Below are 22,570 nucleotides of genomic sequence, written 5' to 3' on the forward strand. Positions count from 1 at the left end.
TGCTGTAATCGTTGTATAAAGGAAGCTGTATAAAGGAAAACATGCTTTATGAGTACGCAAAATTTACTAATTATCGGACAAGGTGATATCGGCCTACCAGTTACCAATAAACTTGCCCAAGATGGCTATTGTGTAACTGGGCTAGCTCGTAGTGAGCGCCACCATTATGGTTTGGTAGATAGTGCAGGTTTTTTGCAGACTAATGCGTTGACTTTGACGGCCGAGCAGCTACAAGCATTTACTCATATTGCGATTATCGTCACCCCTGACGAGTATTCAACCAGCGGTTATCACGACAGTTATCTAGCGATTAGTAAGCATTTGGCAACGCTTGCTCCACAGCTTATTAAACTTGAACGTGTGGTATTCATTTCTTCTACTGGTGTCTATGGTCAGGACAATGGTGAGTGGATTGATGAGTATACTGCACCTGTTACGCCTGCGCGTGAAGCCTCGAAGGTTATATTGCAAGCAGAACAAGCACTGCAACAGAGCTTAGGTGATAAAGCGGTGGTTATCCGTCCTAGTGGTATCTACGGTCGCGAGCGCTTAATGCGACTACGTAAGGCTCGTGAGCCAAATAAAGATCCAGTGCCAGCTGAGCATTGGAGCAACCGTATTATGGATCGCGACTTGGTCAATATCATCGCCAAAGTGTTGACGATAGAGACACCAAAGTCTGTCTATCTAGCGACGGACTATCGACCTGTTACTACGTTTGAGCTAGGGGTTTGGCTCAGTGAGCAGGTTGGCGAGACACCTCCTACTATTGATAATACAAAAACCTCAGTGACAGGAAAACGCTTGCACAGCAACATTCCGTTAGCTTGGCTTGATTATGCTGATTGGCAGACAGGCTACCGAGATATTTTAAATCATCAAAAGTAAGCCTTTATAGTTAAGCCCTAAAGAGTAAAATAGCCCTTGGTATAATCGTTCTTATTTATTTTCTAGTCTATGGAGATTTCATGTCCCAGCCTTCTACTTCTGATGATCGTTTGTCTCATGCTAATCTGGCAACAGAAGGCGGGCAGCTGGCAGAAGGTCATGTGCAAAAAAAGGCTGAGCAATCGTCTATATTAGCTGATTCACAGCAACCTGCGATCGTACATCCTAACTTTGATCCCAAACAATCTCCTCTTGACCCTGCCAGACCATTAAATGATATACCTGAGCCTGCTCGTCGCCTAAATGGTCAACTGCGCAGGCTCTACGGTAACTCTACGCGGTTCTATCAGCCTAATGCAGACAGCTTATCGAAATGGTCACTGATTGCTTCAGAGGCATTGGCTGAGCATTTATCATTGCTGAATGCAGCACAGCTTATTGAATTGCCGGATAGCTTTTATCAGAATCACAGTGAACAGCCACTAATATCGACATTATCGGATATAACGTTGTTAGACATGTCGGATATTCAACAGGCGATTCGCGCTTATCCAAAACTGAACCGTTATGGGTTCTTGCCTACCGATAGTTCTACAGGGGTTGAAGTAGATAACGATTCAAATAATGACAGCAAGGCTAAAAATTCTGCATTATCTATGCGCGCATTGACCAAACGTTATAATCCGGATGAGCTACTCAACAGTCTGTATGCCGACGATTGGCAAGTGATATTACAACCGCAGCAGTTTGAGACAGGCGAGGGCAGTTTGGCCACGGATATCATGGCATGTAGCGTGGCCGTCCATGCGCTAAAGCAGTGTAGTACCCGTAAGAGTATCAATCATAGTTATAGCGCCGCAGAAATCTGCCAGCATGTGCGTAGCTATTTGCTGAGTCAGATTATTTATGAGCCGTCGCAACGCCACGCATATCGTCAGATTCGACTATTTGCTGGTCATATTATTGTTGCCGCTTATTATTTGGGCTGGGAGATACAAGTACGAGCAGATGGACAGAGCTATTTTAATATCTCGTCGCGTAGTGGTTTGTTGACTCGCTATGCCAATATGCAGGATTATGAGATCAATGGTTGGTCAAGCTGATCAATAATGCGTACAATAATGCAAATTTTTTGTCCCCTCTTTTTGCTGATAGGAATGTCATAATGTCTCATGTAACACGCCCTCAAGACCCTACATTTTCATCTCATCAATTTATTCAACTGGCTCTAGACAACCAAGTGCTCAAATTCGGTGAGTTTGTCCTAAAGTCTGGTCGTATCAGTCCATACTTTTTCAATGCAGGCTTGCTTGCGACTGGTGAGATGTTGTCACTGCTAGCACGTGGTTACGCAGATGCCTTGGCTGAACAAATGAATACAGCAAATAATAGCGGTAATGAGCAAGAGCTGGTCATCTTTGGTGCGGCTTACAAAGGTATTCCTTTTGTCGCAGCGACGGCGCAAGCGTTATGGCTACATCATGGTATTAACGCCAAGTGGGGCTATAACCGTAAAGAGGCAAAAACTCACGGCGAAGGCGGCAATTTGGTCGGTGCTGACGTAAGTGGCAAGGCCGTTTGGGTGCTCGACGATGTCATCACAGCGGGTACAGCCATGCGCGAAGTGGTCGAGATTTTAGAGCAAGCAGGCGCAAGCGTTGCTGGTATTCTCGTCGCACTTGATCGTAAAGAAAAAGGTCAAGCCGAGCATTCTGCTATCCAAGAGCTTGCCGCGACACTAGAAGTGCCTGTACGTGCATTGGTCGATATCGATGATTTGATCAGTTATTTGGCCGATGACCATGGTGCACAAAACGGCCAACATAAAGACGCGACCCAGTTAGCTAAAATGCAACACTACCGTGAGCAGTACGGCGTATAGTTGGGCACCGATGTTGTTTAATAAGTTCGTTTCATATCAACAATATAACGTAAGTGAGTCTTATCATGATCCAACAAAAACAAGAAAAGTCGCTAAAAATACTCGTTATTATGGATCCTATCGAGCGAGTCAATTATAAAAAAGACACCAGTCTCGCTATGATGTGGGCCGCTCAAGACCGTGGCCATCAGCTTGGTTATTGTCAGATTCATGACTTGTGGTTGGACCGTGGTCAGTTGATGGTTGATACGCAGCCACTGACAGTAAAGCGTGATCCTGCAGATTTTTATACGTTGGGTGATAAAAGCACAGGGCCAGTGAGCGACTATGACGTGATTTTGATGCGCAAAGATCCACCGTTTGATATGCGCTTTATCTATGCCACTTATATGCTCGACCATGCCAAAGCAGCAGGCGTACTCGTGGTCAATGATCCGCAAGCGATTCGTGACTGCAATGAGAAGCTATTTGCGACGTGGTTTAGTGATTATATGAGCCCAACGATTGTGACTAGCAAACAAGCACACATTCGTAAGTTCATCGCTGAACAGCAGGACGTCATCGTCAAGCCACTAGATGGTATGGGCGGCACTGGCATCTTCCGTTTGACTGCTGATAGCCCAAACATTGGAGTGACGTTAGAGATACTGACTGAGCTTGAGACTTTGCCCATCATGGCGCAGCGTTATTTGCCAGAAATCAAAGAAGGCGATAAACGCGTATTAATCGTCGATGGAGTCGTGGTAGATTATAGTTTGGCTCGTATTCCAACCAAAGGCGAGACCCGTGGTAATCTAGCCGCTGGTGGTAGCGGTGTTGCCATGCCATTGACTGATATCGAACGCCAAGTAGCAGAAGTTGTGGCGCCAATCGTCAAAGAAAAAGGCCTAATGTTTGTTGGTCTAGACCTGATTGGTGGACGTATCACTGAGATTAACGTCACTAGCCCAACATGCGTACGTGAGATTGATGACCAATGCGGTACAGATATAGCAACCGACTTTATCATGGCGATTGAAAATAAATTTACTGCGTAGCTTTCGCTATGTTCAGGAACGTTTTGAGTTCAGGAGTATTCTGACTACGTAAAACCCATATTTTGAGGTATTGTTAGTCATTGGGTTTTCTTACCGTTCACTAGTATTACACGACGCCAAGCTGTGACCAATCATGGCTTGGATTTTTGTTATTTTTGCTGCATAAAGTACTGTATATAAGACAATGATTTCCTCTATACTATGCGGGCTTTGGCTAGGTCATTATTTTTCATAATTGCCACCGCAGCAGTGAGATAAACCCTTCATATAAATAAAGTAAAGATAGGCAGGCGTTCATGAAAACACCGCATATATTGATGATGGCAGCTGGTACGGGCGGGCATGTTTTTCCAGCGCTTGCAGTGAGTGATGAGTTGACCCAGCGCGGTGCGGTAATTCATTGGTTGGGAACGCCAAATGGTATGGAAAACGGCTTGGTTGAGCCGACAGGTTATCCCTTTCATGCTATTAATATGCAAGGGCTTCGTGGCAAAGGCGTTGGTCGACTACTGAAGCTACCAATGACTCTGCTATCCGCGACGATGGCAGCCGTAAAAGTGATTCGTAGTAATCAGATCGATGTAGTCGTTGGATTTGGTGGTTATGTCACTGCACCTGGCGGTATCGCTGCGCGCATGACTAATACGCCGTTGATTATCCATGAGCAAAATGCCATCGCTGGCATGAGTAACCGCTACTTATCTAAACTGTCGACCAAGACATTACAAGCGTTTGAAAATACCTTTGCCAATAGTCAGCAAGATGCCAAGCTTGAGACAGTGGGCAATCCTGTGCGTAACGCCATTACTGGTGTCGCAGAGCCAAAGGTACGCTACGATGTAAATGACAGTTCACCGCTTAAGCTGTTGGTAGTCGGCGGTTCACTTGGCGCTCAGGTATTAAATGATACAGTCCCAAAAGCATTAGCATTACTAGATCAGCCGTTTGAAGTCCTACACCAGTGCGGACGCAACAATGAAGCAGCCACGCAAGCGGCTTATAGCGCACAAGACTTAAACAACCACCAGTTTACTGTACAGCCATTTATCAATGATATGGCTGCAGCTTATAACTGGGCAGATATTATCGTTTGCCGCGCAGGTGCATTGACCGTGACTGAAATTCAAAACGTCGGCATCGCCGCTATTTTTGTACCGCTACCGCATGCAGTGGATGACCATCAGACGGCTAATGCACGCACGTTGACCTCGCATGATGCTGCAATTCTATTACCGCAGTCAGAGCTAACTGCCAAGAGTCTAAGTGACGAGCTTGGCCTACTCAATCGAGAGAAGTGCTTGGCGATGGCAAAAAAAGGCCACGCATTGGCCAACCGTAGTGCGAGTAAGCAAGTTGCTGATATCATTTGGCAAGCACTATAGTCTGTCATCTATACCCCTTATTCGAATTTACTAAGTTTTATTGACCTTTAATAAAGAGAGATCCTTATGCCTACCTCTGCGAAAGCTCTACCTAAGCGTTTGATTGAAATACCAGAAATGCGCCGCATTCAGCATTTGCATTTCATCGGTATTGGTGGCTCAGGCATGTGCGGTATCGCTGAGGTGATGAACAATCAAGGCTATCAAGTCAGTGGTTCTGATATCGCAGAAAGCTTAGTGACTAAGCGTCTCCAGCAGATTGGTATTGAGATATCGATTGGCCATGACTCCAAAAATATTGCCAATGCCGATGTTATCGTTGTCTCATCAGCGATTGATCGTAGCAACCCTGAGGTAAAAGCAGCGCTTGAAGCTCGTCTGCCGGTGGTACGCCGCGCCGATATGCTTGGTGAGCTAATGCGCTATCGTCATGGTATTGCGGTTGCGGGCGCGCATGGCAAAACGACAACGACAAGTTTGCTCACCACGATGATGGCAGAAGGACAATTAGATCCGACGTATGTCATCGGCGGTAAGTTAAATGCGTCAGGAAAAAATGCAGCATTGGGTAGCAGCCGTTTCTTGGTAGCAGAGGCTGATGAGTCTGATGCATCGTTTTTGTCATTGCATCCGATGGCCGCGATTGTGACCAACATCGACCAAGACCATATGGAAACCTACGAAAACAGCTTTGATAAATTAAAAGCCGCCTATATCCAGTTTCTACAAAACATGCCGTTCTACGGTTTGGCAGTGGTCTGCGGTGACGATCCTGAGCTATATGCAATGATTGATGATATCGGTCGTCCAGTATTGACCTTTGGTCTTGAGCCGTTCAATGACGTACAAGCTGTAGACTTGGTAACGGAAGGAACCAAAACTCATTTTACCGTACTGCGCCGTGACCGTGAGCCATTACGCCTAACGTTAAATATTCCTGGTACACATAACGTTTATAACGCGCTTGCTGCCATCACGATGGCAACCGATGAAGGCGTCGATGATGCAGCGATTGAGCGTGCCTTGCAAAAATTTGAAGGCGTGGGCCGTCGTTTTGAACAGCATGCCTCTGTCGATATCGATGATGGCAATGTCTTATTGATTGATGATTATGGTCATCACCCAAAAGAAGTCGATGCGACCATCAAAGCCGCTCGTCAAAGCTTCCCTGATCGTCGTTTAGTAATGCTATTTCAGCCACACCGTTATAGCCGTACCCGTGATTGCTACGATGATTTTGTAGAAGTGCTATCGAGTGTTGATGAGCTATTATTATTAGATGTTTATTCAGCAGGTGAGAACCCGATTATGGGCGCTGATACCAAGTCACTAGCGCGCAGTATCCGTTTGCGCGGTGAAGTTGAACCGACTATTATTGATAAAGACAATCTAGCCCCTGTTATGCAGCGTTTATTAAAAGCCAACGATATGCTGATTACCCAAGGCGCTGGTAACGTCGGGCAGATTGCTATCGATTTGGCTGCCAACAACCTTTATATTAAGTAAGCTAAAATTTAGGGACGATCCTCATGACAACTGATAATAAAGACAATAATAGCACTCAAAATGCAGCTATCAATGATACCTCTTTAGACACGATGACTCATGCAAAAGATGCCAGTCAGTTTGGCAAAGTCGCCGTTATTTATGGTGGCAGTAGCAATGAGCGCAGCGTGTCTTTGGATAGTGGTGCGGCAGTATTGCAGGCGCTTCAAAACCAAGGTGTTGATGCGACTCATTTTGATCCAAAGCACCAGGACATCACTGAGCTACGCAAATATGACCGCGTATTTAATGTGTTGCATGGTCGTGGCGGCGAAGATGGCTTGTTGCAAGGCGTATTACAGTGGTTTGATATACCGCAAACTGGTTCAGGTATTCTAGCTTCTGCATTAGGCATGGACAAAGTACGTACCAAGCAATTGTGGCAAGGTTGCGGCCTTTCAACTGCACCATTTTCATTATTGACGGCTGATACTGACTGGCAGCAAGTGGTTAACATGCTAGGTTTGCCACTTATCATTAAACCAGTTCATGAAGGTTCAAGCATTGGCATGACTAAGGTTAATCATCTTGATGAGCTGCCTGCTGCTTATGCAACTGCAGTGGAATGTGGTGATGCGGTAATGGCTGAGCGCTGGATTACAGGTCGCGAATTTACGATTGTTATTATCGATGACGAAGCATATCCAGTTATTCGCCTTGAGCCTGCCGACATTACTAACTTCTATGATTTTGAAGCCAAGTATAATCGTAACGATACCAGTTATTACATCCCTTGTGGATTGAGCGCTGCTGATGAAAAGCACTTGCAAGATTTAAGCCTTGCGGCATTTCGTGCAGTAGATGCAAAAGGCTGGGGGCGTATCGATGCGATGCAAGACGAAGCAGGCAATTTTTGGTTGCTTGAAATCAATACTGTACCAGGTATGACCAGTCACAGTTTGGTGCCGATGGCAGCTAAAGCTCGCGGACTAGATTTTGACGCGCTATGTTGGCATATTTTGGCACAAACGCTATAACTGTCAAATCAACTAAATTGAGCAGATAGTGATGACTCTTTGTGTCACTAGAGCTGCTATACCACAGCTTCGTGTAAACTTGTGTAAATTCGCTGCTGCTAGTTAGTGTTTGGCTATTGTTTAACCATAAAATACGTTAATATTGTAAGAATAGGTCTATTTCGGTGATATTTATGTTGTTTTGTGAATACAACTGATAACTTATTCATAATTTAAGAAAAATGTTACGTTTAAATCAACGTAATCGCTGTATATAAGCTATATTTTTAATAAAATTTGATAACATATCGACTTAATAAGCTTCTGCCAAAAATACGCAGATTTATATCAATAAATAGCATGATCAGTTTTATGCAAATATAGGGACAAAGGTCGTTATGGCTCAAACTGTCAACGAGGTAACTGACTTGATGAGTGATAAAGCCGGTCGCCCAAAATCTAAGATCCAAATACCGGCAACGGTAAAGTATCTATTTATGGTACTTGTCTTAGGTTTACTAGTGCTAATATTAATGATGGGCGGCAAAGCGCTGCGTGATGCGCCGCCCGCAAATATTTATGTCAGTAATCAAGGTTTGTCTGCTGCTCAATATCGCTCATTACAAGACGTGATGGAACAACAACAAGTAAGTAGCTTTTTTACTTCTGATTTGCAAGCATTGCGAGACATCACGATGGGTTTAGCTTGGGTAGACCAAGTGAGTATCTCTCGTGATTGGCAACGTGGCATCGTCGTCAACGCATTACCCAAACAGGCAGTTGCCAATTTTGGTACAGAACGTTTGGTCGATGCAAAAGGGGCTGTGTTTGTTCCTGCTGATAGTAGAGATTTAACACAAGAGCGTTTTGCCACTCTACAAGGCGAGATGTCTCAAGCACCAGTTATTATGCAACAAATGCAGCAGGTCAATGATTGGTATGCACCGCTTGGTATGCAGGTCGAAGATATCATTCTGTCACCGAGAATGACTTGGCTAATCCGCTTTGACAATGGGCTACGTGTGATTGTAGACAATGAAAATACGGCACAAAAACTACTGAATTTAAGCCAACTGCTTGGCAATCAGTTAAGTACGCGTCGAGATGACATGCAGTCTGTAGATTTACGATACAAAAATGGCTTTACCATTGCTTGGAACGTAACACAGAGTGCTGAATCAGAATAGCCTAAGTAAGCACTACATCTATGAATAATCGATGTGAGCTAATAGGGCTTATTTAGTTTGAAGAAAATATATACAACATCATAGCGTATTAGTAACGCTTTTTTTAATGATTTAATAGAAGAGCATCACTTGCTCTTCTATTTAGCGATAATTTGTCTGGTACCATGAAAAATAATGAAAATCTGGTTGTTGTCCATCTAAGTGCCACGGCAGTATATGTCGTCATAGGCAATGTTGTCTCTGCAAAAGACATTCGTATTTTGGGCGTAGGACAAGTTAAAAACAGCGATTTTTATCAAGGTCAAATAAAGCATCGTGAACGTCTGCAAGGTGCTATCAAGCAAGCCATTCAAGAAGCAGAAGACACCGCTAATTGCCGTGTGCATAGTGTTTGGTTAACGCTTGCGACACCTGAGCTATCTAGCAAAAACAGTGCTGGAGAGGTCAAAGTAGAAGATGAAGTTGTACGTGCCAAAGATATGGTACAAGCATTGGCCAATGCAAAATCGCGTGATTTATCATCTGACTATTATTTGATGCATTGCTGTCAGCAAGGTATTTATGTCGATGAGCAAGACTTTATGGTGGATGATGTCATCGAAATGATGGCACACAATATCACCGTGATGTACCACATGATGATGATGCCTGTTGCCAGCCGTCAGAATATCCAAAAACTATTACAAAGTTGTGACGTCGGCATTGATCATATTGTTTTCGATGCAGTGACCAGTGCTGAGTATAGTTTGATGACTGAGGAACGCCAACAAGGGGTTTGCTTGGTCGATATCGGCGCTAGTACGACCAGCATCTGTGTGTATAAAGAAAATAAGTTGATTTTTACACATTGTATAGCAACGGGCAGTCATGAAGTGACAATGGATATTTCAGCTGATTTTGGTATTTCCATGATTGAAGCTGAAAAACTGAAGAAGTCTCATGGTACAGCTGATGTTAATAGTGTCGACCCAAGCGCATTCTTTTTGTTCAAGCCTCAAGGCTCGGGTGACGAAATCAATATTGGCATCTATAACTTGGCACGTATAATTGAAGCTCGTTACGTTCAGATATTCACTGAAGTAGCGCGTCAATTACACGAAGCAGGTTTGATAGGCTATATCGATAAAGGAATTGTGTTGACTGGCGGCGGTAGTACGATTAAAGGTATGATACCCTTTGCCAAAAAGCTACTAAAAATGCCTGTCGTACTAACAAACACTCATCCTGCTATCAGTGCTTATAATCATTTTGATAATGACGAGTCATTTAAGCTACTAAATAGCCAAGTGAACGATCGTGCTTATCAGACGGCTTTTGGCACATTGTTATATAGTCAGAGTGAGCAATTCCGTCGTAGTGAGAAAAGTGAACCTGAAGCGATTCAAAACAATCGAGTATCAGGCGTGTTTCGGAGCGCGGGTCAACGGTTTGCAAATGTTTTAAAGAAAATATTATAGATCTGTTTAACCTCATATCTAGAGCATCTATACATTATGAAATGTCTCTAAGTTGGTTAAGCAAAAAATAGAGTAACATTGCGAATAAATTAGTTTTAAAAATAAAGTATTAAGTAATAATGACATATTATTGTCTATACTGATCGATTTTAGCCATACCCTGTTCTATTTAAATACATTTATATATAGTATGTCGATAGCGCGCCACATGAGTGCGTTACTATGTATCGACTTACACGCTATCTGCAACTGGAGAATCTTTTTTATGTCAAAATACACCATGCCAGATGATAATCAGCTTCAAAACAATGGCCAAGCAAGCTTCACTGTATTCGGTGTTGGCGGCGGCGGCGGTAATGCAGTTGAACATATGGTACAGCAAGGCATCAGAGGTGTAACGTTCGTTTGTGCCAATACAGATAAACAAGCGCTAGATCGTCTTACTGCACCGCACAAACTGCAACTGGGTGCAAAAACGAACCGTGGTCTAGGGGCAGGCGCAAATCCAGAAGTGGGTCGTGAAGCAGCAGAGAGCGAAGAAGAAGCGATTCGCGCATTGCTTGAGCACTCAGATATGGTATTTATCACTGCTGGTATGGGCGGCGGTACTGGTACAGGCGCAGCGCCAGTCGTTGCTCGTATTGCAAAAGAAATGGAAGTGCTGACAGTTGCTGTTGTGACCACGCCATTCAAATTCGAAGGTGGTAAGCGTATCAAAGCTGCTAAAGCAGGTATTGAGCAGCTGACTAACTTTGTTGATTCAATTATCACGATTCCAAATGATAAGTTGATGAGTGTATACGGCAACATCTCTATGCAAGATGCTTTCAAAAAAGCAGATGATGTATTGCTGCATGCCGTTCAAGGTATTGCGGAAACCATCGCTAGCGAAGGTATGATCAACATTGACTTTAACGATATCCGTACGGCGATGACTGCTAAAGGTCATGCGATGATGGGTATTGGCCGTGCCAGCGGTGATGATCGTGCGCGTCAAGCAACTGAAAAAGCCATCAGATCACCACTACTTGATGATTTGCGTTTAGAAAATGCAAAAGGTCTACTGGTTAACGTTATTTCTTCAGAGTCATTATCACTAGATGAAATGAGCAAAATCAGTGCAATAGTCGAAGAAATCACTGATATCGACGACGCTCATATTTTCTACGGTTCTGTGATTGATGAAAAAATGGGTGACGACTTACATGTAACTGTCATCGCAACTGGCTTAACGTTAGATGAAAACGCAGGTCAAGAGCCAGAAGTAGTAGAGCAGCCAGTACCTTCTGTTAATAGCACGCAACCTGTTGATCCTAACGTGCATACCAGCGCTTTAAACAGTCAGAAGCAGTTACAAGCTCAGCAGCATCAAGATAGCGTTGCACGTCCTAGTGCAAGTGCACCTCAAGAGCAGCCTAAGACTAAAACAAACAGTATTCAAGACTATTTAAAACGTCAACAGAATAAATAGTAATTCTAATTTACTGTGAGTAAGAAAAAGCCAGCGTTTTAACGCTGGCTTTTTTGTTTTTAAGGAAAAATGAACCGTTTCTATAAGAAAAGTCATGACAATTTTCTATGTAATCTATATATATAACCTTCGAAACTTATATGATTCTCGTTGTTTTATAGCATTAGATAGGCCATATAAAGTAAAAATCAGCAATAGGATATTGACGATAAGTGTTATCAATCAAGGAGATAAGAAAATTAGCGCTTTTTATATATAGCGAATAAGGGGTCGGTAATGGTACACTATGTCAATTGTAACAAAATATGTGAGAAGACAACCATGAACCAAAGAACCATAAAAACAGCAATAGCCGTTACGGGTACTGGTCTACATAGTGGTCAGCCTGTTGACTTGGAGTTTCATCCACAGCCGATTGACACTGGTATTGTTTTCGAGCGCTCTGACATAGAAGGTAGTCAACCAATTCCAGCGAGTGCGTTTTTAGTACAAGACACGATGATGTCATCGAACTTAGTATTTGGCGGTACACGAGTGGGCACGGTTGAGCATCTGCTTAGTGCCATCGCTGGTCTAGGAGTAGACAATCTGTTAGTTCGGGTCTCTGCTTCAGAGATACCAATTATGGATGGTAGCGCTGCGCCTTTTGTCGCGCTCTTACTAGATGCAGGATTTTGTGAGCAAGAAGCGGCCAAAAAGTTTATTAAAATTATACGCCCAGTACGAGTAAAGCTAGAAGATAAATGGGCAGAGCTACGTCCTTATGAAGGGTATGAATTAAATTTCGAAATTGATTTTGATCATCCTGCGTTTGATAAGAACTTTCAGCATGCACAGTTGCAGTTCTCTACACAGAACTTTATCGAACAATTAAGTACTGCGCGTACTTTTGGATTTTTACGTGATATAGAAGCGCTACGTCAAAATAACCTAGCATTAGGTGGCAGTATGGAAAACGCCATCGTTATCGATGATGCCAACATACTTAATGCAGAAGGCTTACGTTTTAACGATGAGTTTGTCCGTCATAAAATTTTAGATGCTTTGGGAGATTTGCATCTGATTGGCTACCCAATTTTAGGTCGTTTTAATGCCTATAAGTCTGGTCATGCTCTAAATAATTTATTGGTACGTGAAATACTGTCTGACGAAGATAACTTTGAAATTGTAACTTTTGATGACAATGTAACCTGTCCTATCGAGTATTTACCGCTTAATGATTTGGTTATTGAAGGATAAATACAGGAATATACAGGAAGTATCGAAACATTTACGCAATATTACATAGGCGGCTCATAATTACATTTATATAATATGCTTTATTTTGAATATATAGTCTATATAAATATATGAATTTTCCGTTAAGGCACATAATACAAAAGCTGTAGATGGTTTTTAAGTCCTTCGTTAGCTATATCCATAATCTGGATGTAACTAATGAAGGATTTTTTTTACCTGATACATTACAAAAATCCATCTTTATCAATGCTAACACCTGCTCTTATTTACATAACTTTACATTTAAAGGTCGGTATTTTTAATGATTAATCAAACGCAAAAGGGCTTTTTTGAGATTTTCATCAGTGGTGACATGCTCTGCGGCCTGTGATATAGTCCGTTTTGTGTTCTGGCTAAGCGCCTGATTTTCATTGGCTTTACGAGAATTTGGCAAGTGCAGTGATGATTGTTTAGATGAATAATTATCGATAGAGCTTTTAGCCACAACGACGCGAATTTGCTTGAGTTGTTTAAATGTAATTGACTGCTCTGTTAGTATTTGCAAATACGAGCTATGTAAATAGCGAATATGATTTGCTGCTGTCATTGAGCTAACACTTAATATCAACTGCTCAGGTGATAAGCCTACAACCCAACAGGTATTGAGTATTTCTTCAGGTAGACAGTCTACCAATAGCTCTTTTATCTCGTTGGTTGCTTCTATATATAGTCGCATGTTGTTAGCAAGGGTTTGAGGTAGCGCGCTACCAGCAAATGCTTGATGATCTATAAGCTGGGCAAGCCGATTAGGTTGTTTTTTTGACATCGTAAGTACTCATCTAATAGGTGACAAACTCGATACTCATAACAGATATGCTAAAAGCAATATATAGCAGATGGCTTATAAGATAGTTGACTAGGTGGGAAGTACTACTGGCACTAGTCACTATTTGAAAAGAATGAACCGTTGTAATAGGGATTTTATCACGTCTATTTGATGATTATATCCTCTAAATTAATTGATGCTTCGTTACGGATGACGAGCAGACTTGTATTAACAATAGGTAGTAAATTTATGAAACAAGCTTTATTAATTTTGTCAGTATTGGGAATGGGTATCGCACAGACGAGTGGTGCTGCCGAAACAACCTTTCAACCAAATAATACCTTGAGTCATACCATCACAAATATTTCTACTTCTGCGAACTATGGTTCTAGTCGCAACATCTATAGCACCAACAGTGGTGCCCATGTATATAGCAACGATGAGATCAGTCAAGCAATTGACAACCTAAGCGCTCATGCTAAGCAAAAAGAATATCAGCTCGCTTCACTGACCAGTCGTTTGTCTTACGAGCAGCGTCAGCAGCAAGCAAGCCGTGTACCTGACCGCAACTCTGCTCCTGCTATTGCAGCAGCAAATGCATCACGAGTTGCATTATCTAGAAGCTCTGGCTACTGTGCTCGTTATGTGCGTAAAGCATTACAGTCAGCAGGCTATGAGTTTACGCCTAACCCTTCAGCTTATCAGTACGCCTCTCGTGGCACACTAGCTCAAGCTGGCTTTACCAAGATCAGTAACGACATGGCACCACAAGTTGGTGATGTCGTTGTCTATAACCGCACGTCAAGCCGTCCACATGGTCATATCCAGATTTTTGATGGCAATGATTGGGTATCTGATTTCCGTCAAAACAGCATCAGCCCATATAGCGGTAATTACAGCTATACGACATGGCGTGATTCGCAGTATGTTGACGATGCATCAGATCGTGGTATCTACCTTGCGATGGCTGACAAATAAACATCGGTTAAATGAAGTAAGTATCAGTTAAATAAGACTAAAGTTTTCTCCAAACTCAGTAATGCTCTTTATGACATTACTGGGTTTTTTTTGTGCTTTAAATAATTATATCTAAGAATAGCTATATTTAAATGAGTACAGCTCATATAAACAAATCAAAGCTCAAAATTTGGCCAATAGTCGCGATTGTGAAAATCAGGCGGGGAGGCATGGCCCGAGGCGAAGTATAAATCAGTTTCGCCAAACCATAAGATGACACAAGGATGTATTTGTTTAATCTTCATGTTTGCAATAGCGTATTGTTGATTCGGTAGCTGCGTTATAGGTAGGCTAAAGCTGCGCTCGTAATGAGTAGGTGTCTGCACTGCCGTTGGAGTGCTAGATAAATGGCTTGCTACTGATAAGGCTGTCACATCCTTGTGGTTATTCCAATCAATCGATGCGCGTGTGGTTTCATCGGTCTCGTACAAGGGTACTGGCGGTAGTGCCGCAGGGTTACGATAGCTCTGAAATTGATAAAGTGCATAACGACCATCAGGACTCGCATTAATCTCTATATAAGCGGTTGCTTGCTGAAGTGGTATCTTGTGAGGTTCTGTCTGGTGGCGTGCTACGATATCTTCGTAATCAATTGTACTACCATCAATCTCACTGCCAGCAATAAAACACTCAAGGCACGTTTCTTCCCATAGGTAATCAGTGAAATTTACTTGAGTTTGTTGCCATGTTGACCAATGGAGTTGATTGGCTAGAATTTGACTAGGCAGAGTCACTTGATAGGTCAGCACTAGTTGCAAAGCTGGTTGCTGGATGATCCCTGCACTTACTTCGATAGAGATATTCTCAAGATCTTCTATAGACACGCCTAATTGCTGAGCGTCTTTCGCTATCGTCTCGGTGGCTAGATGGAGGTTAAAAGCTTGTTTCATTATGGGTACATCTCGACGGCAATAATAAAGAGGTGCTAGTGACAAGAGAAATCATACTGATTAAGGACACTAATACTATACGGTAAGTATAACCGAGACTATCAGGAAACATAAAAGCCGCGAGCAAGAAGCGTCGCGGCCTTTGTATTTGATTATCGTTTAGCTATGATATAAGTGAACATAAAATCCAGTCACTTAATGCCAGTCGGTCATGACATATTACTGCGCGTGACGTGCTAGGTTAGACAGTTTTGGGTTGGCATTTGGGTTTTTGCGTAGTAATAATGCCATGCGACCAATAGAATGAACCAAAGACGCATTAGCCGCTTTAGCAAGTTCAGCGCCAACGATGTCACGCTCTTCTTTCGTGCCAGCAGGCAATTTCACTTTGATAAGCTCATGATCTGTTAGAGCGCGATCGATTTCTTCAGTAATGGTTGGGGTAATACCCTTGTTGCCGATCATAACGATAGGCTTTAGCTCGTGACCGATGCCTTTTAGACGTTTGATGGTAGCGTTATCGAGTTGCATAGAATTCCTAAGTGTTGGTAAAAATAAAAATGGTACTGTCAAAAACAGTTATTTATCATTATAGATAATCTGTGACCATCTTGCATGAGATCAGCAGGATTTTGCACGATTTTACGTGACGAAAATGTTAAACTGAATGTTTGGTACATTATAAACGCTACTGCCTTATAAAACAGTTATTTAACCAATAGAATTTGGTCAGTTTGCAACCAACCATGAATAAAAAATTTGATTAACACCGTATTTAGAATAATCCGCAACGGATTAATATCAGTTTGTAAGTGATAGAGCAATTAAAGCAGCTAGATTGAGTAAAGCAATAGGAGCAGGTATTTTGGCTACGCGTATCGAAAACAAAAAACTATCAAAGAGCAGCAGTGCTTGGATGAAAGAGCATATTGACGATCATTATGTACAGAAAGCTCAGAAAGATGGCTACCGTGCCCGTGCCGCTTATAAATTATTAGAGATTAATGAAAAAACCAACCTGATCAAAAAAGGTATGACGGTCGTCGATTTGGGCAGTGCGCCTGGTAGCTGGTCACAAGTCGCTGGTCGATTGGTAGGTGATGATGGTATCTTGATTGCCTCTGATATCTTGGCGATGGATACCTTGCCGGATGTTACCTTTATTCAGGGCGATTTTCGTGAAGCTGAAGTGTTTGATGCCATTATGGCAGAAGTAGGTGATAGGCAAGTCGATGTCGTATTGTCTGACATGGCACCCAATACTGCGGGAAATAGCGCTATCGATCAGCCCCGTATGATGTACTTATGTGAGTTGGCAGTGGACTTCGCGCTTGCAACCTTACCAGAAGGTGGCGCACTTATTATGAAAGTGTTTCAAGGCGAGGGTACACAAGAATTACGCAAGCAGATGCAGCAGGATTTTAGTAAGATTCGTAGTATAAAGCCAGGTGCGTCACGACCACGGTCAAAAGAGATGTTTTGGATAGCGATTAAATAGTTTTAACATCAATAGGTTGCTGCTCTTGTAAGCGTGAAGGTAAACCACCATAAAGTGTTATTATCGCGATATAAAAGCTGCGTCAATTGTTAAATGAATAATCGTGAAACCTGCTTGAATTATGCGGGTTAGCACCACATATCATGGTATATTACCTTTGTTTTTAGCATACGTTTTAGGCAAAGTCGTCTGATAATAAGCGTTTTACAAGCTCAATGATCGTATATCTATGTTTATCTCATACTGATTATTTATAAAAACAATTTTTATGCTACCTATAAATCATATAAGTTTAATTTAGCAGCTTTTTATTATCGGGATATTAGTTAAAAATGAGCAATACGTTTATAGACGTCACGTGTTTAATAAACACACCAATAAGTAAGGGATGGGAATAACTAGTGAGCGACATGGTAAAAAATACCTTATTGTGGCTGGTGGTAATCGGCGTTTTGGTGCTGGTGTTTAGCGGCTTTGATCAATCTTCTGAGCCGGATAACCTTAACTACTCTGAGTTTGTGACCGCTGTGTCAGAAAACCAAGTAGCCAGTGTCGAGATCGACGGCGAACAGATCACCGGCGAAAAGAAAAATGGCTCATCTTTTGAGACCATTAGACCAGCTGTGTCAGATGACCAGCTCATGCCAATGCTACGTGAGAACCAAGTCGAAGTTCAAGGAACTGCACCAAAGCGCCAAAGCGTATTGATGCAACTACTGATAGCCAGCTTCCCAATTCTATTGATTATTGGTCTGTTCTTATTCTTTATGCGTAATATGCAAGGCGGTGCTGGCGGTAAAGGTGGCGGCCCAATGAGCTTTGGTAAATCAAAAGCGAAGATGCTGACTGAAGATCAAATCAACGTTAACTTCGAAGACGTGGCTGGTTGTGAAGAAGCCAAAGAAGAAGTTGTTGAAGTGGTTGAGTTCTTACGTGATCCAGACAAATTCACCAAACTGGGTGCAACGATTCCTCGTGGTATCTTGATGGTAGGTCCTCCAGGTACAGGTAAAACCTTGCTAGCGAGAGCTATTGCTGGTGAAGCTAAAGTGCCGTTCTTCTCAATTTCAGGTTCTGATTTTGTTGAGATGTTCGTCGGTGTTGGTGCATCTCGTGTCCGTGATATGTTCGAACAAGCAAAGAAAAGTGCGCCTTGTATCATCTTTATTGATGAGATTGATGCAGTTGGTCGTCATCGTGGTTCCGGTATGGGCGGCGGTAACGATGAACGCGAGCAGACATTGAACCAACTATTGGTTGAAATGGATGGTTTTGAAGGTAATGAAGGCGTTATTGTTATTGCCGCAACCAACCGTGCTGATGTGCTCGATAAAGCATTATTGCGTCCAGGTCGTTTTGACCGTCAGGTACAAGTAGGCTTGCCGGATATCAAAGGCCGTGAGCAAATCTTGAAAGTTCATTTGAAGAAACTACCAAACACAATCAGTGTAGATGCAAGTTCTCTTGCTCGTGGTACGCCTGGATTCAGTGGCGCACAGCTTGCCAACCTTGTAAACGAAGCGGCATTGTTTGCCGCGCGTCGTAACAAGACTAGCGTCGATATGAATGACTTCGAAGATGCAAAAGACAAGCTATATATGGGTCCTGAACGCAAATCCATGGTCATACGCGAAGAAGAACGCCGTGCCACTGCTTATCACGAAGCGGGTCATGCGTTAGTAGCTGAGCTATTACCAGGTACAGATCCGGTGCATAAGGTTACTATTATGCCTCGTGGTTTTGCCCTTGGTGTGACTTGGCAGCTGCCAGAACACGATCAAACCAGTATGTACAAGTCGAAAATGCTGAGCGACATTGCTATTTTGTTTGGTGGTCGTATCGCTGAAGAAGTGTTTATCAATCAGATGTCAACGGGTGCTTCGAACGATTTTGAACGTGCTACTAAAATGGCACGTGCGATGGTCACAAAGTACGGTATGTCTGATGCACTTGGTATCATGGTGTACGAAGATGACGACAACTCACAAGGATATTTCGGCGGTGGTGGGCGTACTATCTCTGAAGCTACGCAGCAGAAGGTCGATGAAGAAGTGCGTCGTATGCTAGAAGAGCAGTATGATATCGCTCGTGAATTGATTGAAGCCAACCAAGACAAAATGCATGCAATGGTTGATGCGCTTATGAACTGGGAGACTATTGATCGTGACCAACTGCAAGATATCCTAGCAGGTGAAGAACCACGTCCACCAAGAGTTTATCAGCATAACGAAGTAAACTTGTCGAAGAACGATGTCAAAACAACTGGTGCTACACCGCCACCATTACCAGCGATGTAAGTACTAGCGTATTCATGTTTTACAAAAAGCCCTTTATGATAAAGGGCTTTTTTATTGTCATCATTTTATGAAGGGTTTAGAACCCTATAAGATTTACTGGTATCATAAGCGTAGATAACCATAACTAAAGCTGCATTATAAATTTTACTTGCGATGGATTATTCATGTCATTATTTCAACCTTTGCCCAACTATCAAGTATTTAGCCGTGATAAAACCTTATATTTATCACAGCCACATGTCATGGGCATCTTGAACGTAACGCCAGATTCGTTTTCAGACGGTGGGCAGTTTAACGCAGTAGATAAGGCCGTCGCTCATTGTCAGCAGATGATAAATGAAGGCGCTACTATTATTGATATCGGTGGTGAATCTACTCGTCCAAATGCGCAAACTGTGGCAACTGATGAGGAGATACAACGAGTTGTGCCGGTGGTTCGAGCCATTCGTCAGCACTGTGGTGACAGTATTTGGTTATCGATTGATACTAGCAGCCCTGAAGTCATGCAGGCAGCATTTAATGAAGGTGCTGACATTTGGAACGATGTACGAGCATTGAAACGTACTGGTGCGGCAGAGCTGGCGGCTAAGCTTAATATACCTGTTATGCTAATGCATATGCGCGGTGAGCCAACGACAATGAATAATCTGGCACAGTATGACAATGTGATCGATGAAGTGCGTACAGAGCTGCTCGACTGTATTAATGAAGTAGTGAGCATCGGCGTCAAACAAAGCAATATCATTATCGATCCAGGCTTTGGTTTTGCTAAGAACTATGAGCATCATTGCGCGTTATTAAGTCAGCTGAGCAGCTTGCAGACATTAGGGCTGCCAATGATGTTTGGCATTTCTCGTAAGCGTTTCTTGGCAGAAGTATTGACCAAAAGTGGGGCTGAAGCTGTGAGTACGACGCAAGCGGTAGAACGTGATTCGGCAGGAACCGCTGCTGGGCTATTTGCCTTACAGCAAGGAGCAAGTATCATTCGTACGCATAATGTGGCGATGATGCAGCAAGCAGTGGCGTTATGGAGTCAACTGTTAGCATATCGTTGTTAATTTCATTCTACATGTCCGAATGCATAGTGAGATTTCAAGACTATAAATATTCTATACGCTATGCCTGATATTTTTTTCTAAACTATCTAAACCCACAAGACTATCCAATTTAATAAGAGTAAATTTATGACTAGTACCACTCAGCCAGAACCAACCAATGAACAGCGCCGTATCATTTATCAAGCTCGCCGCGGATTAAAAGAATTGGATTTTTATATTGATCCTTACGTCAAGGAGCTGTATCTGACAGCAGATGCTACTGAACAAGCAACCTTTGCAGAAATGCTCACTCATGAAGACCCAGACTTGCTAGACTATTTTACCAATCAAAATCGTCCAGAAGAGGACGACATCTGGGCATTGGTCAATAAGATAAAAACATGGCGCCATACCAAAGACTTGGTTTAGGTCTTAAGGAATGGGTCGGCACAATATCTAACGTTTCCCATGGTACGCTTATATGACGCCAGTAACCTCGCTACGTATTGATACAGCTATCAAGCCTGCCAGTTATTTACACGCGCTGCTATATGTAGGCTTGACTGGGGTTATGATGATATTGGCATGGTTTGCATCTTTGGCTTTGTGGCAGTATTTACTGATCTTAATAGTCTCGGCAGCGGTCGCAAGTTATCTGATTATATCGAGACCAATCCTATTACATATTAGTCAGCCATCGCTCAGTCAGCGTGTCGATAAAGACTGGCAATTACTGATACGAGCGGGACGCGGCGATGAGTTATGGCAAGCAGAGTTGGTCGATATAAATCGCTATCAATGGGCGATGAGTGTCGAGTTCAACATTGTTGAGCCTTATCAAAGATCGTTTTCGACTACTGTATTTCGCGACCAAGTAAATTCTGAGCAATGGCGACAATTAAATATTTTAGCGAATACCAGTAAGGGTAATATTAGATAGCTGAGTATTTATGGAGTTTAGGTTTTTCCTTTTACGATGAGAAATCCCTACACGTCATAACAAAATAGCTAACTCCAAGGGCAAAGAGATTTGTTATATTAAAATCTGTTATATTAAAAATAGAAAATAAAACTCGTAAGTCTGCTGTCCTTTTATTAAAAAAAATGTAGGCAGATATGAGGTTTCACAATTTTTAGCAGTATTTTTGTACTAAACAATACGATAAAAAGAGGAATAGATAATGAGCTTATTAGGGAATTTAGTGAGCCAAGTGGCACGTAGTGCAATGAATCCAGACGATGCTCAGCGCAATCCAGTTAACCAACGTACTGAAACACGGCAGACTGGCGGACTAGGTGATATTTTAGGGAGCGTACTGGGCGGTGGCAGTCAGGCAGGTGGTTATAGCCCTCAACAAAATAGCCGTCAAGCAGATAATGGTTTTGGCTTAGACGACATCATTGGTGGTCTCACGGGCGGTAGTCAACGCGGCGGTATGAGCTCAGGTGCTGGCGGACTAGGTGATATTTTAGGTAGCGTATTAGGTGGTCAGCGAACTAATAGTGGGTTTGGTGGTAAAGGTATGCTCGTTGCAGCATTGATGCCTATGGTACTTAGCTGGATCAAACGTAATGGTGGTTTGAGCGGAGCATTGTCGAAAATCACTGGTATGGGTTATGAAGGTCAAGCACGTTCTTGGATGAGTAATAACGAAGCAAACGATAATTTGGATCCAAACGAAATTAACCGTTTATTTGATGAAAACGAAATTCAGCAAGTAGCCGCTCATACTGGTGCTAATGAAACTGAGGTAAGACAGGGACTGGCCGAGCTGTTGCCTGAAGTAATGAATCAGCTAACGCCTAATGGTAATCTGGATAATGAGTCTGAGGCCAATGAAGAGATAGATCAAATCATTAGCCAGCTATCTAGTCGTCTTGGTAATTTTAAGTAGTTTGGCAGCTTAGAGTTTGAAAATTTCTAACTGAATTCTTAAAAGTCATGTAGATTAAAATAATGGATAGTATTGATAAAAGGGCAC

General features: G+C 42.6%; 21 protein-coding genes. 18 read left to right on the forward strand and 3 right to left on the reverse strand.

Annotated features, from left to right (window positions below):
* The first annotated feature begins 48 nt into the window (after positions 1–48).
* The 11 genes from ABFV72_RS06655 to lpxC all read left to right on the forward strand — a co-directional run bounded on the left by ABFV72_RS06655 (position 49) and on the right by lpxC (position 13,044).
* Positions 49–888 carry an SDR family oxidoreductase gene (locus ABFV72_RS06655; RefSeq protein ID WP_347162909.1) on the forward strand — a complete coding sequence of 280 codons (840 nt, stop codon included), beginning with the start codon at positions 49–51 and terminating at the stop codon, positions 886–888.
* A gap of 80 nt (positions 889–968) precedes the next feature.
* Positions 969–1,991, forward strand: a complete 1,023-nt coding sequence (locus ABFV72_RS06660) for a hypothetical protein (protein WP_347162910.1) — start codon at positions 969–971, stop codon at positions 1,989–1,991.
* A gap of 62 nt (positions 1,992–2,053) precedes the next feature.
* Complete coding sequence (gene pyrE / locus ABFV72_RS06665; RefSeq protein WP_347162911.1) at positions 2,054–2,770, forward strand: orotate phosphoribosyltransferase; 717 nt, start codon at positions 2,054–2,056, stop codon at positions 2,768–2,770.
* Positions 2,771–2,835: 65 nt separating this feature from the next.
* Positions 2,836–3,807 carry a glutathione synthase gene (gshB, locus tag ABFV72_RS06670; protein ID WP_347162912.1) on the forward strand — a complete coding sequence of 324 codons (972 nt, stop codon included), beginning with the start codon at positions 2,836–2,838 and terminating at the stop codon, positions 3,805–3,807.
* A 296-nt stretch (positions 3,808–4,103) separates the two neighbouring features.
* Positions 4,104–5,189 carry an undecaprenyldiphospho-muramoylpentapeptide beta-N-acetylglucosaminyltransferase gene (gene murG, locus ABFV72_RS06675; protein WP_347162913.1) on the forward strand — a complete coding sequence of 362 codons (1,086 nt, stop codon included), beginning with the start codon at positions 4,104–4,106 and terminating at the stop codon, positions 5,187–5,189.
* Positions 5,190–5,255: 66 nt separating this feature from the next.
* Entirely contained in the window at positions 5,256–6,695 is a 1,440-nt protein-coding gene (gene murC, locus ABFV72_RS06680; protein WP_057761439.1) for a UDP-N-acetylmuramate--L-alanine ligase, read from the forward strand.
* A gap of 92 nt (positions 6,696–6,787) precedes the next feature.
* On the forward strand, positions 6,788–7,711 hold the full coding sequence (locus ABFV72_RS06685) for a D-alanine--D-alanine ligase (protein WP_347163059.1): 924 nt from the start codon (positions 6,788–6,790) through the stop codon (positions 7,709–7,711).
* A 377-nt stretch (positions 7,712–8,088) separates the two neighbouring features.
* A complete protein-coding gene (locus ABFV72_RS06690) occupies positions 8,089–8,877 on the forward strand; it encodes a cell division protein FtsQ/DivIB (RefSeq protein WP_290176352.1) in 789 nt (262 codons plus the stop codon).
* A 164-nt stretch (positions 8,878–9,041) separates the two neighbouring features.
* A complete protein-coding gene (ftsA, locus tag ABFV72_RS06695) occupies positions 9,042–10,334 on the forward strand; it encodes a cell division protein FtsA (protein ID WP_057761435.1) in 1,293 nt (430 codons plus the stop codon).
* A 265-nt stretch (positions 10,335–10,599) separates the two neighbouring features.
* Positions 10,600–11,805, forward strand: coding sequence for a cell division protein FtsZ (gene ftsZ / locus ABFV72_RS06700; RefSeq protein WP_201570636.1), 1,206 nt, complete (start codon positions 10,600–10,602; stop codon positions 11,803–11,805).
* A 321-nt stretch (positions 11,806–12,126) separates the two neighbouring features.
* Positions 12,127–13,044, forward strand: coding sequence for a UDP-3-O-acyl-N-acetylglucosamine deacetylase (lpxC, locus tag ABFV72_RS06705; protein WP_290178785.1), 918 nt, complete (start codon positions 12,127–12,129; stop codon positions 13,042–13,044).
* 298 nt (positions 13,045–13,342) lie between these two features.
* Here the strand turns inward: lpxC and ABFV72_RS06710 are convergent, their stop codons facing one another.
* Positions 13,343–13,849: a hypothetical protein gene (locus ABFV72_RS06710; RefSeq protein ID WP_347162914.1), complete on the reverse strand. Its 507-nt coding sequence runs from the start codon at positions 13,847–13,849 to the stop codon at positions 13,343–13,345.
* A 249-nt stretch (positions 13,850–14,098) separates the two neighbouring features.
* On the opposite strand from ABFV72_RS06710, the gene ABFV72_RS06715 reads away from it, so the two are divergent.
* Positions 14,099–14,827, forward strand: coding sequence for a CHAP domain-containing protein (locus tag ABFV72_RS06715; protein ID WP_057761430.1), 729 nt, complete (start codon positions 14,099–14,101; stop codon positions 14,825–14,827).
* A gap of 155 nt (positions 14,828–14,982) precedes the next feature.
* On the opposite strand, the gene ABFV72_RS06720 is transcribed toward ABFV72_RS06715, so the two are convergent.
* Entirely contained in the window at positions 14,983–15,756 is a 774-nt protein-coding gene (locus ABFV72_RS06720; RefSeq protein ID WP_347162915.1) for a hypothetical protein, read from the reverse strand.
* Between the two features lie 219 nt (positions 15,757–15,975).
* Positions 15,976–16,287: a YhbY family RNA-binding protein gene (locus ABFV72_RS06725; protein WP_057761426.1), complete on the reverse strand. Its 312-nt coding sequence runs from the start codon at positions 16,285–16,287 to the stop codon at positions 15,976–15,978.
* A gap of 334 nt (positions 16,288–16,621) precedes the next feature.
* Here ABFV72_RS06725 and ABFV72_RS06730 point away from each other — a divergent pair, with 334 nt between their 5' ends.
* The 6 genes from ABFV72_RS06730 (at position 16,622) to ABFV72_RS06755 (ending at position 22,483) form a co-directional block, all read left to right on the forward strand.
* Positions 16,622–17,254, forward strand: a complete 633-nt coding sequence (locus ABFV72_RS06730; protein ID WP_057761424.1) for an RlmE family RNA methyltransferase — start codon at positions 16,622–16,624, stop codon at positions 17,252–17,254.
* 401 nt (positions 17,255–17,655) lie between these two features.
* Positions 17,656–19,551, forward strand: coding sequence for an ATP-dependent zinc metalloprotease FtsH (gene ftsH, locus ABFV72_RS06735; RefSeq protein WP_057761422.1), 1,896 nt, complete (start codon positions 17,656–17,658; stop codon positions 19,549–19,551).
* Between the two features lie 164 nt (positions 19,552–19,715).
* Positions 19,716–20,609 carry a dihydropteroate synthase gene (gene folP / locus ABFV72_RS06740; RefSeq protein ID WP_347162916.1) on the forward strand — a complete coding sequence of 298 codons (894 nt, stop codon included), beginning with the start codon at positions 19,716–19,718 and terminating at the stop codon, positions 20,607–20,609.
* A 126-nt stretch (positions 20,610–20,735) separates the two neighbouring features.
* Positions 20,736–21,017 (forward strand): succinate dehydrogenase assembly factor 2, encoded by a 282-nt coding sequence (locus ABFV72_RS06745; RefSeq protein WP_057761419.1) that lies wholly within the window; start codon positions 20,736–20,738, stop codon positions 21,015–21,017.
* Positions 21,018–21,069: 52 nt separating this feature from the next.
* Positions 21,070–21,528: a hypothetical protein gene (locus tag ABFV72_RS06750; RefSeq protein WP_347162917.1), complete on the forward strand. Its 459-nt coding sequence runs from the start codon at positions 21,070–21,072 to the stop codon at positions 21,526–21,528.
* Positions 21,529–21,769: 241 nt separating this feature from the next.
* On the forward strand, positions 21,770–22,483 hold the full coding sequence (locus tag ABFV72_RS06755; RefSeq protein ID WP_102092773.1) for a YidB family protein: 714 nt from the start codon (positions 21,770–21,772) through the stop codon (positions 22,481–22,483).
* The last annotated feature ends 87 nt before the right edge of the window (positions 22,484–22,570 follow it).

Origin of the sequence: Psychrobacter proteolyticus, assembly GCF_039762275.1 — a bacterium.
Classification (GTDB): Bacteria; Pseudomonadota; Gammaproteobacteria; order Pseudomonadales; family Moraxellaceae; genus Psychrobacter; species Psychrobacter proteolyticus_C.

Excerpts from the sequence above, each read along its gene's own strand:
- ABFV72_RS06660 (WP_347162910.1), top strand. The coding sequence starts at position 969 with ATGTCCCAGCCTTCTACTTCTGATGATCGTTTGTCTCATGCTAATCTG.
- ABFV72_RS06690 (WP_290176352.1), top strand. The coding sequence starts at position 8,089 with ATGGCTCAAACTGTCAACGAGGTAACTGACTTGATGAGTGATAAAGCC.
- murC (WP_057761439.1), top strand. The coding sequence starts at position 5,256 with ATGCCTACCTCTGCGAAAGCTCTACCTAAGCGTTTGATTGAAATACCA.
- ABFV72_RS06685 (WP_347163059.1), top strand. The coding sequence starts at position 6,788 with ATGACTCATGCAAAAGATGCCAGTCAGTTTGGCAAAGTCGCCGTTATT.
- ABFV72_RS06720 (WP_347162915.1), bottom strand. The coding sequence starts at position 15,756 with ATGAAACAAGCTTTTAACCTCCATCTAGCCACCGAGACGATAGCGAAA.
- ftsZ (WP_201570636.1), top strand. The coding sequence starts at position 10,600 with ATGTCAAAATACACCATGCCAGATGATAATCAGCTTCAAAACAATGGC.
- ABFV72_RS06710 (WP_347162914.1), bottom strand. The coding sequence starts at position 13,849 with ATGTCAAAAAAACAACCTAATCGGCTTGCCCAGCTTATAGATCATCAA.
- ABFV72_RS06655 (WP_347162909.1), top strand. The coding sequence starts at position 49 with ATGAGTACGCAAAATTTACTAATTATCGGACAAGGTGATATCGGCCTA.
- ABFV72_RS06745 (WP_057761419.1), top strand. The coding sequence starts at position 20,736 with ATGACTAGTACCACTCAGCCAGAACCAACCAATGAACAGCGCCGTATC.
- lpxC (WP_290178785.1), top strand. The coding sequence starts at position 12,127 with ATGAACCAAAGAACCATAAAAACAGCAATAGCCGTTACGGGTACTGGT.
- ABFV72_RS06725 (WP_057761426.1), bottom strand. The coding sequence starts at position 16,287 with ATGCAACTCGATAACGCTACCATCAAACGTCTAAAAGGCATCGGTCAC.
- gshB (WP_347162912.1), top strand. The coding sequence starts at position 2,836 with ATGATCCAACAAAAACAAGAAAAGTCGCTAAAAATACTCGTTATTATG.
- ABFV72_RS06755 (WP_102092773.1), top strand. The coding sequence starts at position 21,770 with ATGAGCTTATTAGGGAATTTAGTGAGCCAAGTGGCACGTAGTGCAATG.
- ABFV72_RS06750 (WP_347162917.1), top strand. The coding sequence starts at position 21,070 with ATGACGCCAGTAACCTCGCTACGTATTGATACAGCTATCAAGCCTGCC.
- murG (WP_347162913.1), top strand. The coding sequence starts at position 4,104 with ATGAAAACACCGCATATATTGATGATGGCAGCTGGTACGGGCGGGCAT.
- folP (WP_347162916.1), top strand. The coding sequence starts at position 19,716 with ATGTCATTATTTCAACCTTTGCCCAACTATCAAGTATTTAGCCGTGAT.
- pyrE (WP_347162911.1), top strand. The coding sequence starts at position 2,054 with ATGTCTCATGTAACACGCCCTCAAGACCCTACATTTTCATCTCATCAA.
- ABFV72_RS06715 (WP_057761430.1), top strand. The coding sequence starts at position 14,099 with ATGAAACAAGCTTTATTAATTTTGTCAGTATTGGGAATGGGTATCGCA.
- ftsA (WP_057761435.1), top strand. The coding sequence starts at position 9,042 with ATGAAAAATAATGAAAATCTGGTTGTTGTCCATCTAAGTGCCACGGCA.